The 16,878-nt window shown below is 48.8% G+C and carries 9 protein-coding genes; 4 read left to right on the forward strand and 5 right to left on the reverse strand.

The genetic code is table 11. From position 1 onward, the window contains the following. Nucleotides 1-91: 91 nt before the first annotated feature. Both Q1A04_RS09575 and Q1A04_RS09580 read right to left on the reverse strand, forming a co-directional pair. A complete protein-coding gene (locus tag Q1A04_RS09575; RefSeq protein ID WP_007654348.1) occupies nt 92-685 on the reverse strand; it encodes a hypothetical protein in 594 nt (197 codons plus the stop codon). 5 nt (nt 686-690) lie between these two features. After that, nucleotides 691-1,980 carry a tyrosine-type recombinase/integrase gene (locus Q1A04_RS09580; RefSeq protein WP_299704614.1) on the reverse strand — a complete coding sequence of 430 codons (1,290 nt, stop codon included), beginning with the start codon at nt 1,978-1,980 and terminating at the stop codon, nt 691-693. 678 nt (nt 1,981-2,658) lie between these two features. Between Q1A04_RS09580 and Q1A04_RS09585 the strand changes: the two genes are divergently transcribed. The 3 genes from Q1A04_RS09585 (at nt 2,659) to Q1A04_RS09595 (ending at nt 11,809) form a co-directional block, all read left to right on the forward strand. Then, nucleotides 2,659-8,028, forward strand: a complete 5,370-nt coding sequence (locus tag Q1A04_RS09585; protein WP_299704617.1) for an alpha-2-macroglobulin — start codon at nt 2,659-2,661, stop codon at nt 8,026-8,028. Nucleotides 8,029-8,318: 290 nt separating this feature from the next. Next, complete coding sequence (gene pbpC, locus Q1A04_RS09590) at nt 8,319-10,667, forward strand: penicillin-binding protein 1C (protein ID WP_299704620.1); 2,349 nt, start codon at nt 8,319-8,321, stop codon at nt 10,665-10,667. Nucleotides 10,668-10,933: 266 nt separating this feature from the next. Then, a complete protein-coding gene (locus tag Q1A04_RS09595) occupies nt 10,934-11,809 on the forward strand; it encodes a hypothetical protein (RefSeq protein ID WP_299704623.1) in 876 nt (291 codons plus the stop codon). Between the two features lie 20 nt (nt 11,810-11,829). Here the strand turns inward: Q1A04_RS09595 and Q1A04_RS09600 are convergent, their stop codons facing one another. Continuing rightward, on the reverse strand, nt 11,830-12,186 hold the full coding sequence (locus Q1A04_RS09600; RefSeq protein ID WP_299704626.1) for a hypothetical protein: 357 nt from the start codon (nt 12,184-12,186) through the stop codon (nt 11,830-11,832). 461 nt (nt 12,187-12,647) lie between these two features. Here Q1A04_RS09600 and Q1A04_RS09605 point away from each other — a divergent pair, with 461 nt between their 5' ends. Beyond that, nucleotides 12,648-13,064: a BrxA/BrxB family bacilliredoxin gene (locus tag Q1A04_RS09605; RefSeq protein WP_299704628.1), complete on the forward strand. Its 417-nt coding sequence runs from the start codon at nt 12,648-12,650 to the stop codon at nt 13,062-13,064. 76 nt (nt 13,065-13,140) lie between these two features. Here Q1A04_RS09605 and purD read toward each other — a convergent pair whose 3' ends face one another. Then, nucleotides 13,141-14,433: a phosphoribosylamine--glycine ligase gene (gene purD / locus Q1A04_RS09610; RefSeq protein WP_299704631.1), complete on the reverse strand. Its 1,293-nt coding sequence runs from the start codon at nt 14,431-14,433 to the stop codon at nt 13,141-13,143. Between the two features lie 206 nt (nt 14,434-14,639). Next, nucleotides 14,640-16,820 (reverse strand): DNA helicase RecQ, encoded by a 2,181-nt coding sequence (gene recQ / locus Q1A04_RS09615; protein WP_299704634.1) that lies wholly within the window; start codon nt 16,818-16,820, stop codon nt 14,640-14,642. Nucleotides 16,821-16,878: the final 58 nt, after the last annotated feature.

A 16,878-nucleotide genomic window follows, 5' to 3' on the forward strand; every position in this document is an offset into this window, starting at 1 on the left:
TTTATTTTCCTGTACCCGCAAAATGCCCGGGAGGCGGTACTCATAGTACTGCCTTCCGGGCAAACAACAAATGTGAGAGAATTTTTAATGACTACAACTGGCCTTGCAGAGCCTCCCGCAACTTCTTCTGGTTCGGAATGTACTGATACTTCTCCCGAAACTCGTCATCGACTATGAGAGTACGCCCTAGCACCTCCTCGTACTTTCGGCAGAAGTCTTCCTCCAATACAAACTTGGCTATCCCGGGTAATTCGAATGCCCTCAGATAGCCACCACGTTTATGGGTCCAGTTGTTAACTGTGGGCTTGGTTACACCAAGAATGTCAGCGATGGTCTGAATTTTATAGACTGGCTGTTCAAAATTAATGGCCCTACCTTTATTCTTCTTTATTGCCAGCAACCTCTCAGTTATCACTCTGTCAGTTATTCGAAAGAGCTTATCGAGTCCTTTCTGAATGAGCTTTAACTCCTCCTCATCTGAATGCTTACCACTTCTGAGTACCAGCCGTTGGTCTGCCCAATCGCTCATCATCCATTCTACCTCCTTCAACTCAGCATCTGTGGCCTCTGCGCACACGGTAAGTAAATGCGAGTATGGCCGTAAACTTCCTTCGAAGGCTCTGAGGATTCTACCAACTTGGCGTTCACGAACCTCTTTGTTATCTATTTCAGTTAAATATCCCATATCTACTACATAAGAGCTTTAGACCACGCTTCAACACTTTTATTGGCTGTTACCTGCTCTGATATTCTCACATACTTTTCGAAGTCCGTACTATTGAAACTGTGACCACTTATTGTTTTTACCTCGGTCGGAGTCATTCCTAGCATGAGAAGGTTAGTTATTCCGCTGCGTCTCATACAGTGACTACTGATGAACTTCTCCTTGGGAACGTACTCAACAACCTGCTTACCACGCTTCCACCGAACCCGCTTAAAGTCCTTCTCCCAGTCGTTACCTACTATATTTAGCTCGTTGGATTGTTTTAGCTCTTTCAGGTGCGATTTGAACGCAGCCGCTAAATCTTTTAGGTTCTCATTGAACTTCACACTGCTGATTGGTGGAAGTAACGTCCTGTATTTCTTCCTGTACCGCTTGATAATTTCTACTCCTATTGGGTTCAGCCTTACTGTGAGATTTTTCTGGGTCTTACCCACCAACGTGTTAATATAATACTCATCACCTATTACCAGCAAATCATTATCGGTTAAACTCAGCAGGTCCTCTACCCGGAGACATGTGAAGGCTCCTATTAGAAAAATATCCCTTGTCCGGGTCAGCTTATCGCTCTCAATCTGCATGTTGTGTAGTATCCTGATTTCATCAGCATACATGACCAGTATTTCGATTTTCTCTTTCCACACCTTCCAGTTCTTCATATTGATTGGGCTATTTATAATGCCCCTGTCAAAGCACCAGTTCAGCATGGTGTTTATAATCTTTACTGCCTTTCCGGTGTGATTATCAAAGCTTTTAAGGTCCGTCCAGTAGTACTCGCAGAGCGCATGATAGAACTTGTCATTGATATCTTCCCAGTTAAGGCTATAGACCTTGTTGAATTTATGAAGGTTGGCCAACGTGGACTTATAGGACTTTATAGTATTCTTTGCATACCGCTTGTTATCCCGGGTCAATTTTACTCCTGACTCACAATCATCAATAAATTTTTGGAAAGCCTCCAAAAAAGTGAGAGGCCTTGACACTACCGGTGCGGACGGCAGCACCCCCTTCTTTATGTATACGGTAAGCTGCTTAGCAGTTAAGTCAGGGTAATTGTCTAACGCTGCTTGTACCTTCTTCAAGGTATCCTTGATGTGATTGTTCTTGCCTTCGATGTCGGACAAGCCGCAAGTCTTGTTTAGAAGACCGTTTGCGTTAAGTTTGTCCACCCTGAATCCACATGGTATACGGACATGTTCACGGAATCTGGACGCATAAATGTACACACTGCCTTTGTAGATGATGCTCTTTGCTAACATTGCTCTTAGAGGTTAATGGCGTCTGTTCACCACAGAATTCACCACATATTTGTAAATTTCACCACAATATTGGAAAGAAGCAATATTTTGTAAAGTCTGAAAAATGTGTTCCTAGTCGAGTAGCGGATATTTTCACATTTTTGTAAAGCATACTGTATAGTTCGTGGTGGTCCCTTCGCGACCACCGAAAAGGCCTCTCAGAGAAATCTGAGAGGCCTTTTTCTTTTACATTCCCCCTCCACCTTATTACAGTTGCTAAACATTTATTTAGCATCCTTTATAGCTTATCTTATACATAATTGTAAATTAGTCCTTCGATATAAGTAGGCCTATATCCTATTAAATGGGGTTAAGTAAGTGGCGGAAATGCTTTCACCAAAATCCTGTCAACCGGAAAGCACAGGGTGGGCAAGCTTAAGCCAGAAACAAGGAGGGCATCATACCTGCCTCAGGACCAAAGCAGGCGGTTGATGAGAAAAATGACCCGCTTCACAAAGAAAAAAGGAGGTCAGTTAGCCAGTATCAACAGCACATTTAGCTATAGAAATAAATGTTACCTCTATACATGGTGAATTACAACCAGATAGTTTTTGCCCTTCTTCTGCTCATACTATGAATTTAAGACAAGCCCATCCCGCTCCGCATAAATACCTGCTCAGATTCAGTGTATTCCTTTCAATGCTTAGTATAATTAGTTGCCGCAGCAACGGCGATGAACTGCGGTTGACAAGCAAGAACTTTAACCAAGAAATTGCCCAAGAGCAAAACTTGATGTTCACGTTCGACAAAGATTTGGTAGGTGATTCGCTGCTGAACCAATGGGATACCACTTCTTATATAGCATTCTGGCCTCAAATAGCCGGCAAGTATAAGTGGACAGCTCCGAACGAACTGGTCTTTTCGCCGGATAAGCCTTTTACTCCCACTACAGATTACAAAGCGGAATTAACCGAAAACCTGCTCAGACACTCGACCGAAAAGTATAAAATTCCCGCCGGACAGGGCATTACCTTCCATACGCCATACCTGAGGCTGCAACAGGTAAAGAGCTACTGGGTGGCCAACGAGAACAACCCGAACCAGCTGGAAGCAAGTCTGCAGCTGGATTTTAACTATCCGGTGCTGTTTCAGGAATTGCGTGAGCATTTGCGTGTGTATGCCGGCACCAAAGAACTGCCTGTAGAGCTGGCCAGCGGCAACCGCGACAACATCACCATCCGGGTCAAAAACGTGGAGGGGCAACAAGACAAAGAAATTCCGCTACGCCTGAGTATAGCAAAAGGCCTGAGCGTTGCCGGAAGCACTAACCAAACTGACCACACCTTAGAACGTGATATATTATTGCCAAGCCGTCAGCGCATGATGGTATCAGAAGTTACCTCCGCTTTGGAAGAAGGGCAAGAGCGCATTTACATCCTCACTACACAGCCTGTTACCAACAGCAGCCTAGGCGAATTGATCAGCATAAGCCCACGCCGCGAGTATACCGTAGAGCGCCTGCAAAACGGTCTGGTCCTGAAAGGTAACTTCAATCAGAACAGCACCTATACCCTCACCCTCTCCGGCGACCTGATGGGCATGGAAGGCAAACCGATGGGGCAACCTTACCGGCACAGCGTCACGTTTGCCACAACGCAACCAAGCATCAGTTTTGCCAATGCCAAAAGCATTTACCTCAGCAGCCAAGGTGCCCGCAACATCGCCCTGAACCTGAGCAACGTACCGCGCATAAAAGTGAGCATCAGCAAGGTATACGAAAACAACATCCTGCACTACCTGCGCGAGGGCAAGATGTACGACGGCTACTACGACGAGGAAACAGAAGAATACTACTCCAGTTCTTACTTTGATGTGAATGAGAACAACGGCAATACCTTGTTTGAGCGCGAATACAATACCGAAAGCCTGCGCAAGCAAGGCAGTTCCCACCTGCTTAACCTCAACCTGCACGACCTCGACTTCGATAGCCAGTTCAAAGGTCTGTATGTAATTACGGTGGAAAGCACTGACAAAAATTGGCTGAAGGACTCCAAGATCGTGTCGGTTTCGGATATCGGCTTGATTGCCAAACAGGGCAAAGATGAGGTGCTGGTGTTTGCCAATTCCATTCGTGAGGCCTCTACCATGGAAGGTGTCGAGGTCCGATTCATCAGCACGAATAACCAAGTGGTGCACAAAGCCACTACCGATAAAGATGGCGTGGCCAAGTTTAGCAACATCGGTAAAGCGGCTCCTGACTTTAAGATGGGCATGATCACGGCCCGTAAAGGCGACGATTTCAACTACATGCCTTACAGCCAGACACAGGTAAACACTTCCCGCTTCGACGTGGGTGGCAAACGCTTGAACGAACTCAACTACGATGCCTTTATCTACGGCGACCGCGACCTCTACCGCCCCGGCGACACTATCCATGTCAACACCGTGGTGCGCACCCCAGATTGGAAAACGGTGGCTGGGTTACCTATCAAAGTGAAACTGCTGCTGCCCAACGGCAAAGAGTACCGCAGCACCAAAGGCAAACTGAACAACCAAGGCGCCAGCGAAACCAGTTTCATCTTAAACGGGGCCGCTGTCACGGGCACCTATACCTTGGAGGTATACTCGGGCAACGATGTACTGCTGAACGCCAAAAAGATCGGCGTGGAAGAGTTTATGCCGGACCGTATGAAAGTGACGGCTGTACTAAACAAAAGCACTTACAAGGCGGGCGAGAAACTTATACTCAACCTGACGGCGCAAAACCTGTTCGGGCCACCGGCTGCCAACCGCAACTACGAAACACAGCTCAGTCTCAAAAAGAAAACCTTCGAGGCCAAAAGCTTCCCCGACTATACCTTCGACATCCATACCTCCGGCTCCATCGACATCCAGACCAGCACCCGCCAAGGCCAGACTGATGCGCAGGGTAAAGGGCAGGAAGTGTTTGAGCTGGATAATTTTCAGGATATCGGTTTGTTGGACGGTTCTCTATATACCACTGTTTTTGATGAAACAGGTCGGCCGGTAAACCGCCTGAACAAATTTGACGTGAGCACGCAGCAGGCCTTCTTCGGTATTCAAAATTTTGACGATTATGTGAGTACCCGCCGCGCTTTGAACATTCCGCTTGTTGCGCTAGATCGCAACGGAAACCCGACAGCTGCTACCGCCAAAGTACAGCTAGTGCGCTATACCTACGAATCGGTGATAGAGCGCCACAGCGATGAGTACAACTACAAATCGCAGCGCAAAGAGAATGTCATCAGCAGCCAAAACATAGCTGTACCTGCATCCGGAGCTACATTTAATTTCACACCTGTTTCGTCTGGTCAGTATGAATTGCGCGTGATGCGCCCGGGTGCCTACAACTATGTGGCGCAGGAGTTTTATGCCTACGGCTGGGGCGATACCGAGAGCACTTCCTTTGCTGTGAACACCGAAGGCGAGGTGGACATCTCCTTGGATAAGACGCAGTATGAAGTAGGCGATAAGGCCAAAATTCTATTTAAATCGCCATTTGCGGGCAAGCTACTCGTGACCGTGGAGCAGAATAAAGTGCTGAGCTACTACTACCTCAAAACTGACAAGAAAGCTGCTTCGCTTACCCTGCCCATCAAAGACGAGCACCTGCCAACGGCCTACATCACCGCTATTGCACTGCGTCAGGTAAAAGACAACCAGATGCCGCTTACCATCGCCCGTGGTTTTAAGCCTTTAACGGTTACCAAGAAGAGTACACAGCTGGATGTCGCCATACTTGCCCCTGAGGCATCTCGCTCAAACAGAGTGCAGCAGGTGAAGGTGAAAACGGCTCCTAACGCAGAACTGACACTGGCTGTGGTGGATGAAGGCATCCTGCAGATAAAGGATTACCAGACACCTGACCCGCACGGCTTCTTTTACCAGAAACGTGCGCTGGAAGTAAATGGCTACGACTTGTACCCCTACCTGTTCCCCGAGTTAGTCGCACGCTCCAGTGTTGGGGGAGACGGGTACGACTTGGCAAAACGAATCAACCCGCTCACCAACAAACGGGTAAAGCTAGTGTCACTATGGAGTGGGCAGATAAAGGCAAACGCCAATGGCGAAGCAACGGTGCGGGTGCGTATACCTGAGTTTTCGGGAGCGGTCCGCATCATGGCGGTGGCTTACAAAGACAATGCCTTTGGCTCTTCCGAGAAGATGATGCGGGTGTCGGATCCGGTCGTGATCAGCACGGCCCTTCCCCGTTTTGTGAGTCCACGCGATACGATCCTAGTACCTGTAACGCTCAGCAATACCACTACTAGCAGAGCCACAGCCGCGAGCATGATCTCCGTGACAGGCCCCTTACGCGTGGTAGGCGAAACCAAGAAATCAACAGGTATAAATCCGAACACAGAAGCACAGGTTATCTATAAACTAGTGGCTACGCCTGCCATCGGACAGGCTACGGTTAAGGTGGCGGTCAATGCGCTAAACGAGGCTTTTGTCAGCAACACTGACATCACGGTGCGCCCCATCGCGCCGCTCACCAAAGTAACGGAGGCCGGCAGTGTGAAAGACGGAACCACGGCTGATATCAAACTGGCCAACGACTTTATACCTTCATCAGTATCAGCCAAGCTGGTGGTGAGCCGCTCCCCGCTGGTACAGTTCACCGATGATATTACCTTCCTGCTGCGTTACCCGCATGGTTGTTTGGAGCAGACTACTTCCACGGCTTTTCCGCTTTTATACTACACCGACTTGGCCCGCTCGCTGAACCAAGACCAGAAGAGCCGCGCCTTTAACCCGAACTACCTCGTGCAGGAGGCCATCACCAAAATTGAGCTGATGCAGCAATACGACGGTGGCTTTACCTACTGGCCCGGCGCCACCTACACCGACTGGTGGAGCAGCACCTACGCCACACACTTTTTGCTGGAGGCCAAAAAAGCCGGGTTCCCGGTAACGCAGGATGTGCTTGATAAGGCGGTGCGCTACCTGCAGCAAAAGGTAAAGGGCAAGGCCATGGAAGAATACCGCTACTACGATGCCAGCCGTCAGGTGCAGAGCAAGTACATCGCAGCCCGCGAAACCACTTACTCGCTTTACGTGCTCAGCATCGCCGGCACAGTAGATTGGTCAACGATGAACTACTACAAGGCCAAACCGGAGCTGCTTTCTATTGATGCGCGTTACCTGCTGGCCAGCACCTATGCGCTGAACGGCAGTCGCGAGAGCTTTAACCAGATCCTGCCCCGCTCCTTCTCCGGCGAAACATCGGTGCGGGCGCTTGGCGGCAGTTTCTACTCGCCTATCCGGGACATGGCCATCTCGCTGAACAGTTTGATAGAGGCTGATCCAGATAACCCGCAGATCGGCACACTGGCACGGCACTTGTCGGATGAACTGCGCTCCAAACGCTGGTACAATACGCAGGAACGCGCTTTTGCCCTAATGGCCTTGGGCAAGCTTTCGAGCAGAAACCAAGGCAACCAAACGGCGCAGGTATACCAGAACGGCAAAGAGATCGGTACTTTCTCCGGCAAGGACCTGACCTTAACCAGCAACATCGGCAGCGGCCCAATCAGCATCCGCTCCAAAGGCAACGGTACTTTCTACTATTTCTGGGAGCTGGAAGGTATCAGCCAGAGCGGCGATGTGAAACGCGGAGACAATTACCTGAAAGTACGCAAAACCTTCTTCGACCGGAATGGCAAGGAGATCACCAACAACACCTTCAGACAAAACGATTTGGTGGTAGTGCGTGTAGTGTTGCAGTCGCTGGATGGCAGAAGTATGCCAAATATCGCCATCACCGATATGCTACCAGCCGGCTTCGAGATAGAAAACCCGCGCCTGATGACGGCCCGCGAGTTCAGCTGGATAGAAGCCCAAAAGCCCGCCACCACGGATCATATTGATATCAGAGATGACAGGATAAATCTTTACGCGACAGCAAAACCGGAGCAGCAGTACTTTTTCTATCAAGTAAGAGCGGTGTCGAAGGGCACGTTTCAGTTAGGGCCGATCGGGGCTGATGCGATGTATAATGCGGAGTATAATAGTTATTCCGGTGGTGGGGTAATTAGAGTGAGGTAGAGTTTGGGAGTTAATATTTATGGCGCGAGCGTCCTCGCTCGTGTCTACTATGGTGGGGCCTCTGGCCCATTAGGATTGATGAAATAATTCAATGCAGGTACAGGTCGTGACCTGTACCTGCATTGAACAGTTGAAATAGGACTTCTTTATAAGATGATTAATAAAAGGGGTTCTTTTACATGGTAAGGACAAGCATAATTGCCCAGTGCTGAAAAAAAGGCTGGGCCGGAGGCCTCACCATAGTAGACACGAGCGAGGACGCTCGCGCCATAAAAGTATATAAACCAAAAATGCCAACACAACAACCAACGTATACCCTCCCCCAGCGGCTGCTAGCCTACAGCAAGCCCTTGCTCAGGTATATGCTATACCTTGTGTTGATACTTTGCCTAGCCTTTGCCCTACTCAACTACCTATACCCACTCAAAGTATATATCTCCTACTCCCCCGTTATCGCCGCCTCGGATGGCAGCGTGATCAATGCTTTTCTGAGCCGGGATGATAAGTGGCGGATGCAGCTGGAGCCTGATGAGATCAACCCTGTCCTTAAAAAGGCTGTGCTGCTAAAGGAGGATAAATTCTTTTACTACCATCCGGGCATTAATCCTTTTGCCATTACCAGAGCCTTGGCAAACAACATGCTGCAAGACAGGAAAACCTCCGGTGCCTCTACCATTACTATGCAGGTCGCGCGACTGCTTTACCCGCAGCAGCGCACTTATGCTAACAAGCTATTCGAGATGTTCCGGGCACTACAACTAGAATGGTATTACAGCAAAGACGAGATCCTACAGTTATATCTAAACCTAGTCCCCTTTGGCGGAAACATCGAGGGTGTAAAAGCCGCTTCTGTTTTATACTTTCAGCAGTCACCGAGGCAGCTGAGTATGGCGCAGGCGGTCACACTGACGGTTATACCTAATAAACCCTCTTCACTACGCATTGGCGAGCAGAATGAGCGAATCGTGGCGTTCCGGAACAAGTGGCTGCGCTATTACCAAGGGCAACAGGCTTTCCCGGCCTCCGAGATTGAAGATGCTTTGCTGGAACCGTTGGAGGCACGCAGGCAGGATGCACCCAAAGTAGCGCCGCACTTCGCCTACCGCATGCACCGCAAGTATAAAATTCAACCTATCATCAAAACCACGCTTAATCGACAGATGCAGGAAAAAGTGGAGCAGCTGGCTTACAACTACATGCAGCGGCTTCGCTATCAGAACATTCACAATGCCGCGGTGCTGGTCATCAACAACCAAACCCGGGCCGTAGAAGCTTACCTAGGCTCTGCGGATTTCAATGATTTTGCTAACCACGGGCAGGTGGACGGCATCCGGGCGATCCGCTCACCGGGTAGTACGCTAAAGCCTTTTCTATATGCCGCCGCTTTTGACAAAGGCCTGCTTACGCCTAAAACCGTGATTACCGATGTACCTGTGGATTATGCCGGGTATCGCCCGCAGAACTATTTTGGCAACTACAACGGCAACGTAACCATAGAACATGCGCTGGCCACCTCCTTGAACGTGCCTGCCGTCAAAGTGCTCGACCAGTTGGGTGTTTATACTTTTGTGCAGAAACTAAAGCAGGCGGAATTTTCGGAGATGAGGCGTATGGGCAACCAGTTCGGCCTGTCTTTGATTTTGGGTGGCTGTGATGTGAAGTTGGAGGAGCTGACACTGCTCTACTCTGCTTTCGCCAACCAAGGAAGGTATAGCCCCATCAAATGGCTGCATGAGGACACGGTGCAACAGGAAACACAGCTGCTGTCGCCGGTATCAGCTTATATGGTCAATCAGATCCTCACGCAGCTCACGCGCCCTGACCTGCCGCACAATGCGCACAACAGTCCGAACCTGCCCCAGATCGCTTGGAAAACCGGCACCTCTTATGGTCGCAAAGATGCTTGGAGCATTGGTTACAACAAAAAGTATACGGTGGGTGTGTGGGTCGGCAATTTCTCTGGCGAGGGTGTGCCAGAACTAAACGGCACGGACTCCGCCACTCCCCTACTTTTCGACATCTTCAACAGCATTGATTACAACTCTACCGACGGGTGGTTTCAGCAACCTAAAGGCATTGGTTTAAGAGCAGTATGCGCCGAAAGCGGCAGCCCTGTTAATAGCTTCTGCAAAGATCAGGTGCTGGATACGTTTATACCCGGCATCTCGTCTACACAAAAGTGCGGCCACCTAAAACGCATCGCGGTATCTCCAGATAAGAAGCACAGCTACTGTACCAGCTGCCAGCCAGCCACCAGTTTTGTGCAACAGCTATACCCGAACCATGCGCCGGAGCTGCTTACTTTTTATGACTCCGAGCGGATACCATACCAGCAGATCCCGGTGCACAACCCTAGTTGCAGTCGCATTTTTAAAGAGCATGCCCCGGTTATCACCTCTCCCGCCTCCGGCATGGAGTATTTACTTGAACAGGAAGAACGTCAGCAACTGATGCTACACTGCAATACCCACAATGAGGTGAAGCAGGTATACTGGTACATCAACGATGAATTGCTACGCGCCACAGCGTCTAACGAGAGGGTGTTTTTTGAGCCGCAAAGGGCCGGAAGGTATAAAATATCCTGTGCCGATGACCAAGGCCGTAACACGGATACTTACATCACAGTGAAGTTTTTGTAGGCCACAGGTTGTTTTGTCCTTTGTTATCGTCTTATCCCAATTCCATACATTCGTAGCGGCTTGTTTGCTTTCTGAAACCGGGGAGTCAACAAGTAGTGCTAAAAGAAACCTCCACATTCGCATGCTACGGCCTGCAGGTGCACTAGGAACCTGTGTCACATCGAGTTTGTTAGCGATTATTCGGAATATGTTACCAAATAAGGTAATACACCTGATTGTACATTTGACAGGGCGCCTCCGACTACATGTACCGCTTATATTACCCTATGAGAACAAACAATTACCTGCAAGCTATCCTGTGTTTGGGCTTGTTGATTACATTGGGCTCCTGTGAAAAGGAAATGGTAGGAGATCCGAGAGAGCATGAGCAATCCGCGCTTTTTCAGGCAACTCCCGTAGCCCCCGAACTAAGCGAAGCATCTGGCATGGCCGATAGCAAAACTCACCCAAAACACCTTTGGGTACATGAAGATAGTGGAAACGCGACACAGCTATACCTCTTGGGTTATGACGGCAACATAAACAGGAAAGTATTCTTGAAAGGGACCACTAACAGAGACTGGGAAGCCATGGCACGATTGGGGAATGATTTGTATGTGGCTGATATTGGAGACAACAACCAAGTCCACAAAAGCTATTGGATATATAAATTCGCTGAACCTACAGCTGACATTGACACCGTTAGCAGCATTCAGAAAATAAACTTCACCTACGCTGATGGCGCGCACGACGCAGAGGCTTTCCTGATAGATGCTAAAACCCAAGACATCTTCCTAATCACTAAGCGGGATAGTCCGTCCAGAATATACAAACTAAGCTTGTCTGCTGCTAACAAGGGGCTTTATGTTGCGACCTTGGTGGGTACCTTGACTTACGCTGGGGTTGTGGGCGCCGCACAATCACCAGACGGCAAAGACATTATCATAAAAACCTATACCGGCCTGTATCGATACAACCGCACAGCCGAAGAATCAATTGATGAAGCGCTAGGGAAGAACTTTGAAGTACTGCCGTACCAACTAGAACCACAAGGGGAAGCGGTGACTTTTGCTAATGACAACTCAGGTTTCTTTACCTTAAGTGAGAAAGGGCTTGCCAGCGCTGTGAGCTTATATTTCTACTCTAGAAATACAGTTCTTTAATAGAAGTTCCACAGATGTTGTTACGCTGCCATACCTTCTGGGAGCGGGTATTGGTCTTTAAAACGCATTAAAACCGACACGATATGGTTCTCTACTTTATAGCGATTGTGATCTTCCAGCAATTCATCCCAAGAACCAAAGATTTGCCATACCTGCCCATTACTAAAATTCTGGATCTCGGATTCGGTCATATTACGCACAAAAAAAGCATCCAGCGTAACGTCCTCCTCGCGCATGGGCACATGAATGTAGGTACGGTTGCAGTTCAAAATCTCAATTAACTCTGCAGGCCTTTCGTCGTTGGCGGGCATGTAAAAGTAGGCTGCTTGGTGTGGTTGTGTGACACCGGATAGACTTGTGTAAGGGTGAAGGTACATAGGCAGTAGATTATAAGAAAACCTTTCGTACTAGGTAACCAGCCAGTGACACCTCATGCTGAGGCATAACCGCTTAGTTACATAATTTATCAAAACCGGAAAACCGGCACATGTTGTAACTATTCCATTAAGGCGCAATTACCAACTCAAATACCAGATAACTTTTTGAAGCACTTAACCACCTTATACCTTAGTGGGTTGCCTTTAATAAATCCGATTAAGTATGAGCATACGTTTACTGTTAACACATCAGATTTCCGGTGTTAGGTGTATATACATAGTAGCCTATGATTCAGTTTAGATAATTTGAATATTCGTAAAACTATACAAATCTATATCCCTTAAGTTTAGTTTATAACAGTATATGTATACTCAACCAATTGCTTTATAGCCTTTTTGCGGAATTATGATTAATTTTGCAACATCAATTATCTATTAATTTAAAGCTGATAATCATGGGAATGTATCCTGAATATATGGTGGCTCCGATCCGCGAAGACTTGACTTCTGCAGGCTTCGAGCAACTGATGACTGCCGAAGAAGTAGAGCAGGCTTTGTCGTCTAAAGAAGGCACTGTATTGGTAGCCGTTAACTCTGTGTGTGGTTGTGCCGCCTCTAAAGCTCGTCCTGCCCTGAAGATGGCCGTTGCCTCTTCAGAAAAGCGTCCGAGCAAAATGATCACGGTGTTTGCCGGTATGGAGCAGGACGCTGTAGCCAAGGCGCGCGAGTTTATGTTGCCATACCCGCCGTCATCGCCTTCTATCGCCCTGTTTAAGGACGGTGAGCTAGTGCACATGATTGAGCGCTACCACATTGAGGGTAACGAACTGAACCGCATTGTAGACAACCTGCAGGGCGCTTTTGAAGCTTACTGCTAAGCATCGGGTTATACTCAACACAACAAAAAAGGCCGGTGTTATCGAACACCGGCCTTTTTTATATGCTATACCTACACTATTGCATGGACTGCTTCTGCAGATCGAATCCAATATCGCGACGGTAATAGCGGTCAGTCCAGTTAATGCTCTCGGCCGCTGCGTTAGCTTTCGCCAGCGCCTCTTCCATGGAATCACCCAAACCAGTGACCGCTATCACGCGGCCGCCATTGTTTAATATTTTATCATCCACCTGCTTCGTGCCAGCGTGAAACACCAGCGTGTCCGCATGCACCTGCTCCAGCCCGCTTATCTCTTTCCCTTTTTCAAAACCCTCTGGGTAGCCACCCGACACCAAGAATACTGTGGCCGCTGTACGCGGGTCAATCTCTAATTTGAAATCACCAAGCTTGTGATCATGCAGCGCCAAGAACAGCTCAAACAAATCGGACTTGATGCGCGGCAAGATAGCCTCTGTTTCCGGATCACCTAATCGCACGTTATACTCGATCACATAAGGCTCGCCGTTCACATTCATCAAGCCGATAAACAGGAAGCCGGTATAGTCAAGGTTGTCTTCCTGCATACCGCGTATGGTCGGCTCAATGACACGTTCCTTTACCTTCTGCATAAAGACCTCATCAGCAAACGGAACCGGCGAGATAGCGCCCATACCGCCTGTGTTAAGACCGGAGTCGCCTTCGCCAATGCGCTTGTAGTCCTTGGCCTCTGGCAGCAGCACATACTCCTTGCCGTCCGTCAGGATGAAAACCGATACCTCTATACCTTGCAGAAACTCCTCGATCACCACCTTGCTGCCGGCCTTACCGAACCTGTTGTTACGTAGCATAGCCTCCAGACAGTCTATTGCCTCTTCAAAATTCTGAGCGATGATCACACCTTTACCCGCCGCCAGTCCGTCGGCCTTAAGCACCACCGGATAGCTGTGCGTGCGCAGGTACTCAACGGCATCGCGGTAGTTTGTCTCCGTGAAGGTCTCATACCTTGCCGTCGGGATGTTATACTTCTGTAGAAACGCCTTGCAGAAATCTTTGCTTCCCTCTAGCATGGCACCTAGCTTTTTGGGCCCTACCACCAACACGTCGCGCAGATATTCCTTCTCCTGAAAATAATCGTGTATACCTTCCACAAGGGTGTTCTCCGGTCCCACCACCACCATCATGATGTTGAAATCGGTCACGAATTTGGCAACCTCGTCAAAATTATGAATGTCGATGGCACAGCTCGTGTGAAGCTCGGCCGTTCCGGCGTTTCCGGGTGCCACGAATATCTGTTCGGCATATGGGCTTTGGCTTAGTTTCCATGCTAGTGCATGCTCTCTTGCTCCGGACCCTATAATCAATACGTTCATATTCTAATTGAATTGCTAATTACTGGTTGTTGATAGCTGCTCTCTGCCTTATAGCATGTTGCGAAGGTATAAATTTATAATGCTCAGTGCAGCACAAACCATGCTTTTTACTTTTCAGTGTCCCAAAACAAAGAGACCGCTGTAAAAAACAACGGTCTCTCCATACAAATTATTCTAATAGCGGATCACCTCTCAATGATCATAACTTAATTCGCGTACTCCGAAAGGAATTTAATGCGCATCAGTCGCAGGTCCTCTTCGGAATAGTCATCAGTACCGAGTTCTTTCAGCGCCACCGCGATGTTGTCGGTGCTGGCGTTCATAAAGTAATCGTATATCTCATCCTGACGCTCATCATCCAGTACATTGTTGATGTAGTAGTTGAGATTGAGCTTGGTGCCTGAGTAGCAGATATGCTCGATCTCCTCAATGAGCTCCTGCATGGTCAGGTCCTTAGATGAGGCGATTTCCTCTAAATCTACTTTTTTATCAATCTGCTGGATGATGTAGATCTTGATCTTCGACTTGTTCACCGTGGTTTTCACCACCACGTCAGCCGCCGTCACAATATCGTTCTCCTCCACATACTTGGTGATCATGTCTAGGAAAGGCTTCCCGAACTTCTGCACCTTGCCCATACCTACCCCGGCTATGTGCGCCAAGTCTTCTTTGGTAGTCGGGTATACCGTGGCCATCTCTTTGATGGATGGGTCTTGGAACAGCACGTAGGGCGGCAGACCTTTCTCTTTTGCCAGCTTCTTACGCAGATTCTTGAGCATGTCGAACAACACCTCGTCATGTCCGGCCGATGCCTGCGTTTCCTCCTTCTCCTCGTCGGCTTTTACCTCCTGCTCGTAGTCATGGTCTTTGCTCAACTGGATCGGATGTGGCTTCTCGATAAAGTCGAGTCCTTTTTGCGTAAGCTTCACGATGCCGAAGTTCTCAATATCCTTCTCTAAGTACTCTGACAACAGCACCTGACGCAGAACGGAGCTCCAAAACTGGGCATCATGGTCCTTACCGGCACCAAACACCTCAAGTTTGTCATGATCGTAGCTAGTCACATACTGGTTACGCAAGCCTGTGAGCACGGCCGTGTTATGGTCGATGCTAAAGCGCTGCCCTGTTTGCTGTACCGTTTTCAATGCCAGCTGCACCTCATTCTGCGCCTCAAAGCGCTCCTTCGGATGCAGGCAGTTATCGCAGAAGCCACAGTCTTTCTCGTAGGCTTCGCCAAAGTAGTGCAGCAGCTGCTTGCGGCGACAAACGGCCGAGTCAGCGTAGGCGGCCATTTCCTGTAGCAAGAGTTTGGAGTTGTCGCGCTCTGTTACCGGCTTGTCTTTATTGAATTTCTCCAGCTTAATGATATCGTCATAGCTGTAGAACATGATGCAGTTTCCTTCGAGACCATCACGACCGGCACGGCCTGTCTCTTGGTAGTAGCCCTCAATGGATTTAGGCGTGTCGTAATGAATCACAAAACGCACATCCGGCTTATCGATGCCCATACCAAAGGCAATAGTCGCCACAATCACGTCGGCATCCTCGTTCAGGAAGGCATCTTGGTTAGCCATGCGTATGCTCGAGTCCAAGCCGGCATGGTATGGAAGCGCTTTCACGTCGTTTACGCGCAGCAGTTCGGCTACCTCCTCCACCTTCTTGCGGCTCAGGCAGTAAATCACACCGCTTTTGCCTTTGTGCTTCTTCACATACTGGATAACCTGCTTCTTGGTGTTGTGCTTCGGACGCACCTCGTAGTACAGGTTCGTACGGTTAAACGAGGACTTGAACACTGAAGCCTCGTCCATCTGCAGGTTGCGCTGAATGTCGAGCTGCACCTTAGGCGTTGCTGTGGCAGTCAGGGCGATAATCGGCAGATTACCGATCTGGTCGATAATGCCGCGTATACGACGGTACTCCGGGCGGAAGTCATGGCCCCACTCCGAGATGCAGTGCGCCTCGTCGATAGCCACAAACGAAATATTGGAATTGCGTAAAAACTCAACCGTCTCTTCTTTCGTGAGTGACTCGGGCGCCACATACAGCAGTTTTACCTCGCCTGCCAAGGTTTCTCTCTTCACCTTATTGATCTCCGATTTGGAGAGCGTGGAGTTCAGAAACTGGGCATTCACTCCGAAAGCGTTCAACTGATCCACCTGATTTTTCATCAGGGCGATAAGCGGGGAAATAACGATGGCAGTTCCCGGCAGGGAAAGGGCAGGCAGTTGGTAACACAACGACTTGCCAGCGCCGGTCGGCATAATCACGAAGGTGTTCTTTCCGTTGATAATATTGTTTATTATCAACTCCTGATTCCCCCTAAATTGATTATACCCAAAAACTTCCTTTAATTTGTTCTTGAGATTGATCTCCTGTTTGGTAGACATGTAATAAATCAGAAATTTAACTGTACAGCAACGTATCCCCTCAGGGTACCTTTAACAC

It is taken from the genome of uncultured Pontibacter sp., from assembly GCF_947499215.1.
Classification (GTDB): Bacteria; Bacteroidota; Bacteroidia; order Cytophagales; family Hymenobacteraceae; genus Pontibacter.